Genomic DNA, 13,829 nt, shown 5'->3' with positions numbered 1-13,829 from the left:
AGCTTGCTCGCGATGAGGCAGGCACAAACAACCCGAGATTCCGATCAGTCCCGATACCCAGGCGCCACTCGATCCAGCATTCGCAACAACGCCGCCCACGCCAATTGCATGGCATCCGGATCACTCAACTCCCCATCCTCCAGCGGCCGCCCAGGATCATTGAACTGCCGCTCGGTATGCGCGCAGACCTCGGCCGGCGGCAGAACAACTTCACCGGCAGCTTGCGCCGCCAATTGAATCTCACAGGCCTTTTCCAGGTAGTACATGCGCAGGAACGCCTGGCTCACCGTTTCGCCCACCGTCAGCAATCCATGGTTGCGCAGCATCATCACCGGCTTGTCGCCCAGGTCCGCCACCAGCCGTTGCTGCTCGCTCAGGTCCAGCGCCACGCCTTCGTAGTCGTGATAGGCGACGCGGCCATAGAACTCCATGGAAATCTGGTTCACCGGCAATAGCCCGCACTTCAACGCCGCCACCGCGCACCCGGATTTGGTGTGGGTGTGCAGCACACATTGCGCATCCTCACGGGCGCCATGGATGGCGCTGTGGATCACGAAACCGGCCGGATTGACCGGGTACGGCGACGACTCCACAGCGTGGCCATCAAGGTCGATTTTCACCAGATTGGACGCGGTGATCTCGTCGAACATCAGCCCGTAAGGGTTGATCAGAAAATGATGCTCCGGCCCCGGAATGCGCACCGAGATGTGGGTGAAGATCAAATCGGTCATGCGAAAGTGCGCAATCAAGCGATAACAGGCCGCCAGTTCCTCACGCAGACGCTGCTCGGTGGCGCTGCGCCCAGGGGCCAGATGGGTGGCGATTTTGTTCATTGTTGTGGTTCTCCAGGCTGATCGGCAGAGGCAGACAGTAAGGCTGGACGCTTGGGCACGTCCAGCCATCCGCGTTTACTTGCTGGCCCACGCGTTGAAACGCTCTTCCAGCTCTTCGCCATGATCGACCCAGAAGCTGACGTTCATCGACAACGCGCCCTTGAGGTTCTGCGGCGCGGTGGGCACCCATTGTGCCAGTTTGTCGTCCAGCCGTGCGGCGGCCTGGATGTTGGTCGGGCCGTAGGGGATCTGCTGCACGTAGTTGACCTGGGCGTCCGGCTGATTGGCGAACGCGATGAAACGCTTGGCCTGATCCACATGCCTGGAGCCCTTGATGATCGCCCAGTAATCCATGCCGTACAGGCTGCCGGGCCAGACCAGGCCGAGGTGGCTGCCTTTCTGCGCGGCGTCGGCGATGCGCCCGCTGTAGGTCGAGGTCATCACCACATCGCCGGCGGTCAGCCATTGCGGCGGTTGCGCGCCCGCCTCCCACCACTGGATGTAAGGCTTGAGTTCAGTGAGCTTGGCAAATGCCCGGTCCACGCCTTGCGGGGTGCCGAGTACTTTGTAGACGTCTTCGGTCCTGACCCCGTCCGCCAGCAAGGCGAACTCCAGGTTGTACACCGCGCGTTTACGCAATCCACGCTTGCCGGGGGTTTTCTTCACGTCCCAGAAGTCTGCCCACGAGGTCGGGGCCTGGGCCAGTTTGTCGGTGTCGTAGGCAATCGCCACGCTCCACACCAGCGCGGCAGACCCGCATTCCTGCGCCGCTTCGGGGATCAACTGGTCGGCGTGGCCCAGGCGGGTCCAGTCCAGCCGCTCGTACATGCCTTCCTCGCAGCCGCGCATCAAGTCCGGGCCTTCGATCTGCACTACGTCCCAGTCGACGTTGCCGGTGTCGACCATCACTTTGATTTTGGCCATCTCGCCGTTGTATTCGCTCTGGATCACTTTGCTTTGATCCACGGCGGCGAAAGGTTGAAAGAACGCCACGTCCTGGGCTTTTTGTCCGGCTCCGCCGTAACCGACCACCACCATGTCCGATGCTGCCTGAGCGCTGCCCAGGCCCATGGCCACAGACAATACCAAGGGATAAAAACCGTGCTTGAGCGTGTGCGATTTCATCAATGGTTCCTCTTGCAGGTGCCGCCCGGACAGAGGCCGGCGCAGCCCTTTTTATTGTTGTGAGGTACGGCCCGGGAGCGGGCTCGAAATGAAATTACTCCACGCCACAGTAAAAAAACAAGTTGATTTTTTACTGAAGGTAAATTTCTATAGACCAAGAATAACAACCGAAAACCTGATGCCTCTGTAGGAGCGAGCCTGCTCGCGATGGACCTGAGGGCGACGCGTTCATCCAGACAACACGCGTTATCGTTGACGTCTATCGCGAGCAGGCTCGCTCCTACACAGGTCAGCCTGCCTGGAGTACCCGCACCATGCCCACCTCGACACCTGCCTTCGCGCACCTGTTCGAACCCCTGGAGATCCGTGGCAAGCGCCTGAAAAACCGCATCATGTCCAGCGGACACGATACGTCGATGCCTACCGACAACCTGGTCAATGAACAATTGATTGCCTATCACCGGGCACGTGCCGAAGGCGGTGCCGGGCTGATCGTATTGCAAGTGGCCGGCGTGCATGACAGCGCGCGCTATACCTCCCACGTGCTGATGGCCACCGACGATGCGTGCATCGAGGGCTACCGCAAACTGGCGCAAACCTGCCATGCCCACGGCACCGTGGTGTTGTCCCAGGTGTTCCATCCGGGGCGGGAGATCATGGAGTCCAGCGATGGCCTGCTGGCGGTGGCCTACTCCGCATCGTCGGTGCCCAACGAGCGCTTCCGGGTGATGCCCCGCGCGCTGGACCAGGCCATGATCGACGAAATCGTCGCCGGTTATGCCGCTGCGGCCCGGCGCCTGCATCAGGCTGGAATCGATGGCGTCGAGGTCGTGGCCAGCCACGGTTACCTGCCGGCGCAATTCATCAATCCGCGGGTCAACCGGCGTACCGATGGCTACAACGGTGAGCTGGAACAGCGCTTGCGTTTCCTGCGTGAAGTCATCAAAGCCGTGCGTGCGGCGACCGATGAGCAGTTCATCATCGGCCTGCGCATCTCTGCTGACGAACGCGATCCCGAAGGCCTGACCGAAGACGAATCCCTGGCCGCCGTGCAGTCGCTGCAAACGCAGCTCGATTACGTGCACATCGTCGCCGGTACTTCGGCGTCGCTGGGTGGCGCGGTGCACATCGTGCCGCCGATGGCGATCGAAGCGGCGTACCTGGCCAGGGAAGCCGGGACGTTCAAGGCAAGTTTGAACATTCCGTTGTTCGTCACCGGGCGTATCAACCAGCCCCAGGAAGCCGAGCTGATTCTGGCCCGGGGGCAGGCCGATGTCTGCGGCATGACCCGGGCGCTGATCTGCGATCCGCAAATGCCCAACAAGACCGACACCGGCCGCGTCGAAGATGTACGTGCCTGCATCGCCTGCAATCAGGCGTGCATCGGGCACTTTCACAAAGGCTTGCCGATTTCCTGCATCCAGCACCCGGAAACCGGTCGCGAGCTGATTTTTGCTGAACGCCGACAAGCGATAAATCGCAAACGCATCATGATCGCCGGCGGCGGCCCGGCCGGCATGAAAGCCGCTGCCGTCGCGGCCCAGCGCGGACATGACGTGACCCTTTACGAAGCCGGTTCACAACTGGGCGGTCAGGTGTTGCTCGCGCAGTTGCTGCCACGGCGCAGTGAGTTTGGTGGCGCCAGTACCAATCTACAAAGGGAAATGGAATTGGCGGGTGTGCGCGTGGTGCGCAACACCCGCGTCGACCGCGCGTTGGTGGAAAGAGAAAAACCGGACATGGTGATCGTCGCTACCGGTGCCGAGCCTTACTGGCCGCCCTTCGAACGCGGCGGTGAGTTGCAGGTGGTGGACGCCTGGCAAGTGCTGCGCGATGAAGTCCGGATCGGCCGCTCGGTGGTGGTGGTCGACTGGCGCTGCGACTGGATCGGCCCCGGCATCGCCGAACGCCTGGTGCGCGCCGGGCATCAGGTGCAACTGGCGGTCAACGGCACCCATTGCGGGGAAAACCTGCCGCTGTACGTGCGCGATCAACTGGCCGGCGAACTGCATAAACTGGGTGTGCCGATCACACCGTATGCGCGCTTGTACGGCTGCGATGACAACACCGTCTACCTGCAACACACCGCCAGTGGCGAACCGATGCTGATGGAAAACATCGATACGCTGGTGTTGTGCCAGGGCCATCAACCGGTGGATACCCTGGGCGCCGAACTGCAAGGGCTGGTTGAGTTTCGCCGCATCGGCGACTGCCTCGCGCCGCGCACTGCCGAAGAAGCGATTTATGAAGGGCTGAAAGTCGCGTGGGAGCTCTGAGGCTGTTTATACTCCGGGGCTTAGACGGCTAACACCAACCCTGTAGGAGCGAGCTCTGCTCGCGATGAACCCGTGAACACCGCTGGGTGTCAGGCTTCCAGCGTTATCGTTAGCGACCATCGCGAGCAGGCTCGCTCCTACAGGGATTTGCGCCACTCCTTCCGGTTCGGATTTGACCATGAGCAACAGCACCACCACACAGCCCGCCCCTGGCAACGCCGAACCGCATTTTCTCGGCACACGCATTCGCGGCCTGCGAAAACGTCGGGGCATGACCCTGGCGGAACTGGCGCAACAGAGCGAACTCACCGCCGGCTACATCAGCCAGCTGGAGCGCAACCTCGCCTACCCGTCGATTCCGGCGCTGTTCAACATTGCCCGCAGTCTCGGCGTCACCATCCAGTGGTTCTTCGCCAGCGAAGCAGTCACCGACCCGGAAGATGACGGCATTGTCGTGCGCAAGCACAGCCGTCTGAACGTGCATTACGAAGACGGCATCGTCGACCAGTTGCTGACGCCGCAAGCCAACCGCCAACTGGAAATGCTGCACTCGCGCTTCCCGCCCGGCACCTACAGCCAGCAAAGCTACAGCCACGATGGCGAAGAAGCCGGTTATCTGCTGTCCGGCAGCTTCGAACTGTGGGTCGGCGAGCGCTATTTCCAGCTCAATGAAGGCGACAGCTTCAGCTTTTCCAGCCAGGAACCGCACCGCTATGGCAATCCCGGCGAAGTGGATGCAGTGGTGATCTGGGTGATAACGCCGCCGACGTTTTAACGCCGGCCGCGCCCGATTGGCGGGGAGACACTCGCACGCTTGAGGGTGTCACTCGGCAACTCCTTGAACAGCGCGCGATAGCTGCTGGAAAACCGCCCCAGATGCCAGAACGACCAGTGCATGGCCACTTCGGCCACGGTGGTTTGCGTCGGCGTGCGGCTGAGCAGCTCGCGGCGGGCGCTGTTGAGTCGGCGCAGGCGCAGCCATTGGGTCGGCGCCATGCCAGTGTAGGTCTTGAACGCATGCTGCAACTGGCGCAGTGAAACCCCCGCGACCTGGGACAGTTCCAACAGGTTGAGGTGTTCTTCCGGGGTGTCTGCCGCCCATTCCCCGACCCGCTTCATGATCGCCCGCTCCCCGGCCCGACGCTGCAGGGCACCCTGGTCGAGGCCGACACACGCGTTGTCGAGAATGAACAGGCAGTCTTCCAGCAACTGTTGGGTCAGCGCTTCGCGGCTCGGTGGATCGAAGGTCTGCGACAGCCGCGTCAACGTCCCGCTGAGCCAGCGACAGAACAGCGCGTTCTGCCGGGAGTTGAGCGGCGCCATGAACAGCCCTTCGAGCCGGGCGATGTCGAGGCTGTGACGCTGTACAAACTCCGGGCCGAACACCACGGCGATTTCCTGGTAGTTCTCCGGGGTGATCCAGATGTTGCGGCTCTCGCCATTCAACACGTACAGCGCGTTGTCGCCGCGATCGAAACAGAACGACAACGAGCCCTGGGGCGCACTGAAATTCTGCTCGACCCGGGTGTTCATCGACTCTTCGTAAATCTCCACGCCCTGCAGATCCAGATAGCGCACAAGACCTGCGAAATGCCCCGGCGACATCTGCTGGTAATGCTGAGTCCAGCCCGGCGTGGCGCGAATTTGCTCGGCGACATCGGCGGTGTTGAAGGCTTGGACCTGGAGGGAATTGGAACCTGTCATGGGGCGACCTTACGCACTCTTTTGGTGCGCTTTGTGCTGCTTAAAGTGGATAGATGGAACTGCAAGGCTCGCCCAAGATAGTCGTCAACGCGCTACAGGGGAAGCGTCGGATAGATGAAATCGGCTTTCCCTGGCGTTAATAAAACCAATAACGAGGTCTTTATGAATGCCCCTTTCGATCAGCTGTTCACTTGGCTGAAAGATCACAAGATTACCGAAGTCGAGTGCGTCGTCAGCGACCTGACCGGCATTGCACGCGGCAAAATTGCACCGACCAACAAGTTCCTGCATGAGCGAGGCATGCGCCTGCCGGAAAGTGTCCTTCTGCAAACGGTAACCGGGGACTTTGTCGACGACGACATCTACTACGACCTGCTCGACCCGGCCGATATCGACATGGTCTGCAAGCCGGACGCCGACGCCGTTTACGTGGTGCCATGGGCCATCGAGCCGACCGCCATCGTGATCCACGACACCTTCGACAAGTTCGGCAACCCGATCGAACTGTCGCCGCGCAACGTGTTGAAGAAAGTSYTGCAGCTYTACACCGACAAAGGCTGGCGGCCGATCGTCGCGCCGGAAATGGAGTTTTACCTGACCCAGCGCTGCGAAGACCCGGACTTGCCGCTCAAGGCACCGATGGGCCGCTCAGGCCGTGCCGAAAGCGGTCGTCAGTCGTTCTCCATCGACGCGGCCAACGAATTCGATCCGCTGTTCGAAGACGTCTATGACTGGTGTGAATTACAGGGGCTGGACCTCGACACGCTGATCCACGAAGACGGCCCGGCACAGATGGAAATCAACTTCCGTCATGGCAACGCACTGGACCTGGCGGACCAGATCACCGTGTTCAAGCGCACCATGCGTGAAGCGGCGCTCAAGCACAACGTCGCGGCAACGTTCATGGCCAAGCCGGTCGGCGATGAGCCGGGCAGCGCCATGCACCTTCACCAGAGCGTGGTGGACATTGCCACCGGCCAGCCGATCTTTGCCGATGCCGATGGCAACATGAGCGAGCTGTTCCTGCATCACATCGGTGGCTTGCAGAAGTACATCCCGAAAGTGCTGCCGATGTTCGCGCCGAACGTCAACTCGTTCCGCCGTTTCCTGCCGGACACCTCGGCACCGGTGAACGTCGAATGGGGCGAGGAAAACCGCACCGTCGGCCTGCGCGTGCCGACCTCCAGCCCGGACGCCATGCGTGTCGAGAACCGTTTGCCGGGCGCCGACGCCAACCCGTATCTGGCCATCGCCGCCAGCCTGCTGTGCGGTTACCTGGGCATGGTCGAGCGCATCGAACCGAGTGCCGCGGTACAGGGCCGCGCCTATGAGCGTCGCAATCTGCGCCTGCCGATCACCATCGAGGACGCCCTGACCCAGATGGAAGAATGCGACACCGTCAGCCGCTACCTGGGCAGCAAGTTCGTACGGGGCTATGTCGCGGTCAAACGCGCCGAGCACGAGAACTTCAAACGGGTCATCAGCTCCTGGGAACGTGAGTTCCTGATGCTCAGCGTCTAAGGCCCCCGCTCCCACAGGAGGCAAGTGATTTCCAAAAAATCACCTGAAGAATCCAATAACTCCAAGAGGTGTCGATATGCGTCTATTGAAATCCATGGTTCCGGTCGCGCTGGCAGCGCTGTTCAGTGCCGGCGCCCAGGCTCAGCCACAGGTCAGCGTCTACAACTGGACCGACTACATCGGCGAAACCACCCTCGCCGACTTCCAGGCCAAAACCGCGATCAAGGTGATCTACGACGTCTTCGACTCCAACGAAACCCTGGAGGGCAAGCTGCTCGCCGGTCGCACCGGGTATGACGTGGTGGTGCCGTCCAACCACTTCCTCGCCCGCCAGGTAAAGGCCGGTGCGTTTCTCAAGCTCGATCGCGAGCAACTGCCGAATTTCAAGAACCTCGACCCGAAACTGCTGGCGCTGCTGGAGAAAAACGATCCGGGCAACGAACACTCCGTGCCCTACCTGTGGGGCACCAACGGCATCGGTTACAACGTCGACAAGGTCAAGCAGGTGCTGGGCATCGACCACATCGATTCCTGGGCCGTGCTGTTCGAACCGGAAAACATCAAGAAGCTCAGCGCGTGCGGCGTTTCGATGATGGACTCGGCCGATGAAGTGTTCCCGTCGATCCTCAACTACATGGGCATGGACCCGCGTAGCGAAAACCCTGAGGACTTCAAAAAGGCCGAAGCCAGGTTGTTGGCCATCCGCCCTTACATCACCTACTTCCATTCCTCCAAATACGTGTCGGACCTGGCCAACGGCGACATCTGCGTGGCGTTCGGTTACTCGGGTGACGTATTCCAGGCCGCCAACCGCGCCAAGGAAGCCAAGAACGGCGTGAACATCGCCTATGCCATTCCCAAGGAAGGCGCGAATTTGTGGTTCGACCTGCTGGCCGTCCCCGCTGATGCCGGCAATCCGCAACAGGCCCACACCTTCATCAACTACCTGCTGGACCCGCAAGTGATTGCCAAGGTCAGCGCGTCGGTCGGTTACGCCAACCCGAACCCGGCCGCCAAGCAGTACATGGACCCTGAGCTGGTCAGCAATCCCGAGGTTTATCCATCCCAGGCAGTCCTCGACAAACTCTACATCTCCACCACGCCGCCGCAGTCGATCATGCGACTGATGACCCGTTCGTGGAGCAAAGTGAAGTCCAACAAATGAATCAGTACACCAAGGAACACACCCTCTCCTACTACGCAGCGTCCGCCAGGGGCATGAAGCAGCGCCCCGCGCTGGCCTCGGACCTGGTGGCCGATGTCTGCGTGGTCGGCGCGGGTTTCACCGGCATCAACACCGCCATCGAGTTGGCCCGACGCGGGCTCTCGGTGATCCTGCTGGAGGCCCGGCGGATTGGCTGGGGCGCCAGCGGGCGCAATGGCGGCCAGTTGATTCGCGGCATCGGCCATGACGTCAGCGGTTTTGCCAGGCATATCGGGGCCGAAGGGGTGCGGTATCTGGAGCATGCCGGGACGGAATCGGTGCAACTGGTGGGCAATCGTATCCGTGAGTTCGGCATCGATTGCGATCTGCGCTGGGGCTTTTGCGAACTGGCCAACACCCCGGCGCACTTCGCCGGGCTGAAGGCCGAGCACGCAGAACTGCTTGAATCCGGTTACGCCCATGAAACCCGCTTGATCGAACCTGGCCAGATCCGTGAACACGTGGTGAACTCCGGCGTTTACGCGGGCGGCCTGGTGGACATGGGCTCGGGCCACCTGCATCCGTTGAACCTGGCGCTCGGCGAAGCGAAAGTCGCCGAGTCCCTTGGCGTGCAGATCTTTGAGCAGAGCCCGGTGCTGGAGTTGATCCACGGCAGCACCGTGCAAGTGCGCTGTGCCGGCGGCACTGTGCGTGCGGGCACGTTAGTGCTGGCTTGCAATGCCCATCTGGAGGAGCTCGAACCGAAGCTCAGCGGCAAAGTACTCCCGGCAGGCAGCTACATCATCGCCACCGAACCCTTGTCGGAAGAGGCCGCTGCGAAACTGATCCCGCACAACCTCGCGCTGTGTGACCAGAAGGTCGGGCTGGATTACTACCGGCTCTCGGCGGATCGGCGTTTGTTGTTCGGCGGCGCCTGCCACTACTCCGGGCGCGATCCGGCGGACATTGCTGCCTACATGCGCCCGCAGATGCTCAAGGTGTTCCCGCAACTGGCCAATGCGCGCATTGATTTTCAGTGGGGCGGCAAGATCGGCATCTCGGCCAACCGCTTCCCGCAGGTCGGGCGCCTGAGCCAGCACCCGAACGTGTACTACGCCCAGGGCTACTCCGGCCATGGCCTGAACGTGACCCACTGGTGCGCCAGACTGTTGGGCGAAGCGATCCATGCCGGACACAGCAAAGGCTTCGACGTGTTCAGCGCCGTGCCACACATGACCTTCCCCGGTGGCCGTGCCTTGCGCTCGCCACTGCTGGCCCTTGGCATGTTCTGGTATCGGATGCGGGAAATGCTCGGCTGACACAATCCTCACGGGCGCCCCCTACCCACTGTGGGAGCGGCGGTGCGGCGATCCGACTTGCTCGCGAAAGCGGTCGGACATTCAACATTGATGTCGACTGACCCACCGCTTTCGCGAGCAAGCTCGCTCCCACAGGTTCAGCGGTTGAGCGCAAAACCTGCGAACTACCCAAGTCATTGGGGAGCTCGCTCCCACATGGTTCTGCGTATTCGCTCTTCTACCCATCCCCTTGTATCGACTTTCGATTTGCTCAATTGCAAGGCACTTCTATATTGAGGGGGTGCTCTGAACTTCCTGCCTTCTGTTGAGCCTGGCCCATGGCATCTACTGATCAGCTGATCATCTGCGAGCACTGCGACAGCGTGTACCAAAAAGTGACGCTCGCCAAACATCAGAAAACCCTGTGTACGCGCTGCGGCGGCGTGCTGCAGCGCTATAACGGCCTGACAGTGGAACAGCGTCTTGCATTGACCTTCACCGCGTTGATGCTCTGGATATTCGCCAATTTCTATCCGGTGATGAGCATCAGCCTCAAAGGCTCGAAGAACAGCGCAACCCTCTGGGACTCGGTGCTGGCCCTGAGCCTGGGACCTATCACGTTCATCGCCATGGTGGCGGCGATCGCCATGATCATCGCGCCGATTTTCCAGCTGTTGCTGCTGATCTGGGTACTGGGCTTCGCCCTCGCCCGGCAACGGTCGCCCGGGTTCAGGTTCTGCATGCGCTGGCTGGAAACCCTGAGACCCTGGAGCATGCTCGAAGTCTGCCTGCTGGGTGCCATGGTCGCGGTGATCAAGCTCGCCGGACTGCTCGATGTGCTGCCCGGCATAGGGCTGTTTGCCCTGGCTGTGCTGAGCCTGATGATGATCCGTATCGCCGGGCGCGATATCCGCGATTTATGGGACATCTTATGAGCACGCCTCCGTACGCCGACGAGCTCAACCTGTGCCTGTGCCACAGCTGCGGGCTGGCCTGCGACATGACTGGCGACCCTCACGAATGCGAGCGCTGCGGCGCGCCTTTGCATCGACGCAAAACCAACTCGTTGGCCCGGACCTGGGCCTACATGATTGCGGCCCTGGTGTTTTACATCCCCGCCAATTTGCTGCCGGTAATGAACACCGAAATGGTCGGCCATGGCGCCGACAGCACGATCATGAGCGGCGTGCTGGAGTTCTGGCAGGCCGGAGCCTGGGACATCGCCCTGATCATCTTCATTGCCAGTATCGCGGTGCCGGGCATCAAGTTCGTCGCTATCACACTGCTGCTTGTGACCGTGCACCGCGACAGCGAGTGGGCACGTAAAGAGCGGTCGACGCTGTACCGCTTCGTCGAGGTCATCGGCTACTGGTCGATGCTCGATGTGATCGTGGTCGCACTGGTCGCCTCGCTGGTGAAATTCCAGGCCCTGGCCGACATCGAACCGCGCCCGGGCATTCTGTTCTTTGGTCTGGTGGTGGTGTTCACCATGCTCTCGGCCATGAGTTTCGACCCGCGCATGATCTGGGACAAAGAACGGGAAAACCCAAACAATGAGGAGGTCACGGATGAAGTCACAAGCCACTGACGGGCCGCAAGCCCCCGGGCCGGCGCCGATCAAGACCCGCCGCTTCAGCGTTTCGCTGGTCTGGATCGTACCGATCGTCGCGGTGCTGGTGGGTATTTCGCTGGTGGTTCACAGCATCCTGCAGGAAGGCCCGACCATTGTTGTCACGTTCAAGACCGGGAGCGGCCTGACCGCGAATAAAACCGAGGTCAAGTACCGTAATGTGGTGATTGGCCAAGTCTCGGATGTGGAACTGAGCAATGACCAGAAGAGTGTGAACGCCACCATCAAGCTGGCCAAGCAGGCCGAAAGCTTTACCCGCGAGGACTCGCAGTTCTGGGTAGTGCGGCCGCGCATTGGAGCGGGCGGTGTGTCCGGTATCGATACGCTGCTGTCGGGCGATTACATCGGTGCCGATATCGGCCAGGCCAACGGCCGGGCAAAACACTTCACGGGGCTGGAGAACCCGCCACCCATCACCTACGGCGAGCCGGGCAAGCGTTTCACCTTGTTCACGCAGGACCTGGGGTCGCTGGATATCGGCTCTCCGGTTTACTACCGCAAGATCCCGGTCGGCCAGGTGGTGGCCTACGCGCTGGACCCGGATGGCAAAGGCGTGAACATAGAGCTGTTCATCCATGCCCCCAATGACAAGTACGTCACCGAAAACACCCGTTTCTGGAACRCCAGCGGCATTGACGTGAACGTCGGCGCCAACGGTTTTGCGGTCAAGACCGAATCGCTGTCGTCCTTGCTGGTGGGCGGCATTGCCTTCCGCGCGCCCGACTACAGCCCTGGCGATAAACCTGCTGCGGCAGAGTATGCCTACGAACTGTTCGAGGACCAGCAAACCGCCCTCGCCCCGCCAAACGGCAAACCGCAGTACCTGGCCATGCGATTCGACCAGGCACTGCGCGGGCTCAAGGTTGATGCGCCGGTGGAATTCCTCGGTGTGGAAATCGGCAAGGTGGTGGCGGTCAATCTGGATTACGACGAGAAGAATCGTTCCTTTCCGGTCAACGTCGGCATCGTGATTTACCCGCAACGCCTGGGCAAGGCCCACGACAAGATGCTCATGGCGCTCAAGCATGACCCCAATGACGAAGCCGGTGGCGTACGTCTGATCGGCACCTTTATCGATAACGGCCTGCGAGCCCAGGCCCGCACCGGCAACTTCCTGACCGGCCAGTTGTACATCTCCCTGGATTTCTACCCCAAGGCAGAAAAAGTCGCATTCGATGCAAACGCACGTCCGGTCATCATCCCGACCATACCGGGCAGCCTCGAGCAATTGCAGGAAAAACTCGAATCCATGGTCGACAAGATCAACAAACTGCCGATCGAGCGCATTGCCGGCAATCTCGACGGCAATCTCGTCGAACTGCGCAAGGGCATGACGCAATTCAACGGCAAGATCTTGCCGGGCGTGCAAACCACCTTGTCGGAAGTCAGCAAGACCCTGCAAACGGCCAATTCGACCTTGCAATCCGCCAGTTCGACCTTGGCCGAGGACTCGCCGCAACGGGAAAAACTTGGGCAGACCCTGGATGAACTGGGACGCACGTCGAGATCCTTGCGCGATCTTTCGGATTACCTGGGGCGACATCCGGAATCGCTGCTTCGCGGCCGTCCGGACAATGCCGCGCCCATGGATCTGCAAGGGCCACCGCGCAAATGAACACAGGAGCAACCCCCATGGCTTTTCCACTGAAGTTCACACTGGTTACCGCGCTGTTGCTGCTCGCCGCCTGCCGCAGTGACCCGATTCAATTCCACACCCTGACCCCGGCCCAGGTGGGCGATCACTCAAGGACCACCGTCGGGGTGATTCAGATCGAGAGCATCAGCGTGCCGCCCCAGGTCGATCGCGCGCAGATCGTCATTCGCCAGGGCAACAGTGGCCTGGCGATCCTGGAAACCGAATGGTGGGGCGCGACCCTCGTGGATGAATTGAACAGTGCGCTGGCCGATCAACTGAGCAACTATCCTGCACAAAGCGGGTATTCGGTGCGGGTCGATGTGCAGCGTTTCGACTCGGTCCCCGGTCAATACGCATTGATGGACGTGAAATGGCGCCTGCGCAGTGCCGGCGAAAGCGAACCTGCACGGGTCATTTGCCGCAGTACCTTGCAAACCCCCTCAGGTCCGAGTATCGACGAACTGGTGCTTGCCCAGCAAAACAACATCAAGCGCCTGGCCGCGCTGATCAGCCAGGCTGCCTCCAGAAAACAGGCTGGTTGCCTAATGCCGGTCAATTAAGCAACTTCAGCCGCAACACCCTTTGTAGCAGCTGCCGAGCCCGCGAGGCTGCGTTCGGCTGCGAAGCAGTCGTGAGTCCAGCTGACGCGGCCTGTCTGACGT

Annotated in this window: 12 protein-coding genes; 9 read left to right on the top strand and 3 right to left on the bottom strand. The window is 61.0% G+C overall.

The features are described 5' to 3' along the window. Window positions 1-44: 44 nt before the first annotated feature. A complete protein-coding gene (locus AB4Z35_RS29025) occupies window positions 45-833 on the bottom strand; it encodes a class II aldolase/adducin family protein (protein ID WP_442101024.1) in 789 nt (262 codons plus the stop codon). A gap of 75 nt (window positions 834-908) precedes the next feature. After that, window positions 909-1,958 carry an ABC transporter substrate-binding protein gene (locus AB4Z35_RS29020; protein ID WP_442101023.1) on the bottom strand — a complete coding sequence of 350 codons (1,050 nt, stop codon included), beginning with the start codon at window positions 1,956-1,958 and terminating at the stop codon, window positions 909-911. A gap of 314 nt (window positions 1,959-2,272) precedes the next feature. On the opposite strand from AB4Z35_RS29020, the gene AB4Z35_RS29015 reads away from it, so the two are divergent. Together AB4Z35_RS29015 and AB4Z35_RS29010 are read left to right on the top strand one after the other, a co-directional pair. After that, on the top strand, window positions 2,273-4,234 hold the full coding sequence (locus tag AB4Z35_RS29015) for an oxidoreductase (RefSeq protein WP_442101022.1): 1,962 nt from the start codon (window positions 2,273-2,275) through the stop codon (window positions 4,232-4,234). Between the two features lie 178 nt (window positions 4,235-4,412). Then, window positions 4,413-5,009 (top strand): helix-turn-helix domain-containing protein, encoded by a 597-nt coding sequence (locus tag AB4Z35_RS29010; protein ID WP_008004072.1) that lies wholly within the window; start codon window positions 4,413-4,415, stop codon window positions 5,007-5,009. Here the strand turns inward: AB4Z35_RS29010 and AB4Z35_RS29005 are convergent. Next, the gene (locus AB4Z35_RS29005) at window positions 5,006-5,938 is read right to left on the bottom strand and encodes a helix-turn-helix domain-containing protein (RefSeq protein WP_442101021.1); all 933 of its coding nucleotides are present in this window, start codon (window positions 5,936-5,938) and stop codon (window positions 5,006-5,008) included. The genes AB4Z35_RS29010 and AB4Z35_RS29005 overlap by 4 nt on opposite strands. Window positions 5,939-6,100: 162 nt before the next feature. Here AB4Z35_RS29005 and AB4Z35_RS29000 point away from each other — a divergent pair, with 162 nt between their 5' ends. The 7 genes from AB4Z35_RS29000 (at window position 6,101) to AB4Z35_RS28970 (ending at window position 13,727) form a co-directional block, all read left to right on the top strand. Further along, window positions 6,101-7,459 (top strand): glutamine synthetase family protein, encoded by a 1,359-nt coding sequence (locus tag AB4Z35_RS29000; protein WP_442101020.1) that lies wholly within the window; start codon window positions 6,101-6,103, stop codon window positions 7,457-7,459. 76 nt (window positions 7,460-7,535) lie between these two features. Continuing rightward, complete coding sequence (locus AB4Z35_RS28995) at window positions 7,536-8,624, top strand: polyamine ABC transporter substrate-binding protein (protein WP_442101019.1); 1,089 nt, start codon at window positions 7,536-7,538, stop codon at window positions 8,622-8,624. After that, window positions 8,621-9,922 (top strand): NAD(P)/FAD-dependent oxidoreductase, encoded by a 1,302-nt coding sequence (locus tag AB4Z35_RS28990; RefSeq protein ID WP_442101018.1) that lies wholly within the window; start codon window positions 8,621-8,623, stop codon window positions 9,920-9,922. Before AB4Z35_RS28995 ends, AB4Z35_RS28990 begins: the two co-directional genes overlap by 4 nt. Window positions 9,923-10,239: 317 nt before the next feature. Then, window positions 10,240-10,836: a paraquat-inducible protein A gene (locus AB4Z35_RS28985; protein ID WP_442101017.1), complete on the top strand. Its 597-nt coding sequence runs from the start codon at window positions 10,240-10,242 to the stop codon at window positions 10,834-10,836. Then, a complete protein-coding gene (locus tag AB4Z35_RS28980) occupies window positions 10,833-11,489 on the top strand; it encodes a paraquat-inducible protein A (RefSeq protein WP_442101016.1) in 657 nt (218 codons plus the stop codon). Before AB4Z35_RS28985 ends, AB4Z35_RS28980 begins: the two co-directional genes overlap by 4 nt. Continuing rightward, the gene (locus tag AB4Z35_RS28975) at window positions 11,470-13,146 is read left to right on the top strand and encodes a PqiB family protein (RefSeq protein WP_442101015.1); all 1,677 of its coding nucleotides are present in this window, start codon (window positions 11,470-11,472) and stop codon (window positions 13,144-13,146) included. The genes AB4Z35_RS28980 and AB4Z35_RS28975 overlap by 20 nt, the downstream gene beginning before the upstream one ends. A gap of 17 nt (window positions 13,147-13,163) precedes the next feature. Then, complete coding sequence (locus AB4Z35_RS28970) at window positions 13,164-13,727, top strand: PqiC family protein (RefSeq protein ID WP_442101014.1); 564 nt, start codon at window positions 13,164-13,166, stop codon at window positions 13,725-13,727. The last annotated feature ends 102 nt before the right edge of the window (window positions 13,728-13,829 follow it).

Origin of the sequence: Pseudomonas sp. KB_15, from assembly GCF_052114525.1 — a bacterium.
Taxonomy (GTDB): Bacteria; Pseudomonadota; Gammaproteobacteria; order Pseudomonadales; family Pseudomonadaceae; genus Aquipseudomonas.
Note: the sequence above shows the minus strand (reverse complement) of the source record. Positions and strands in the feature narration are given on the sequence as shown.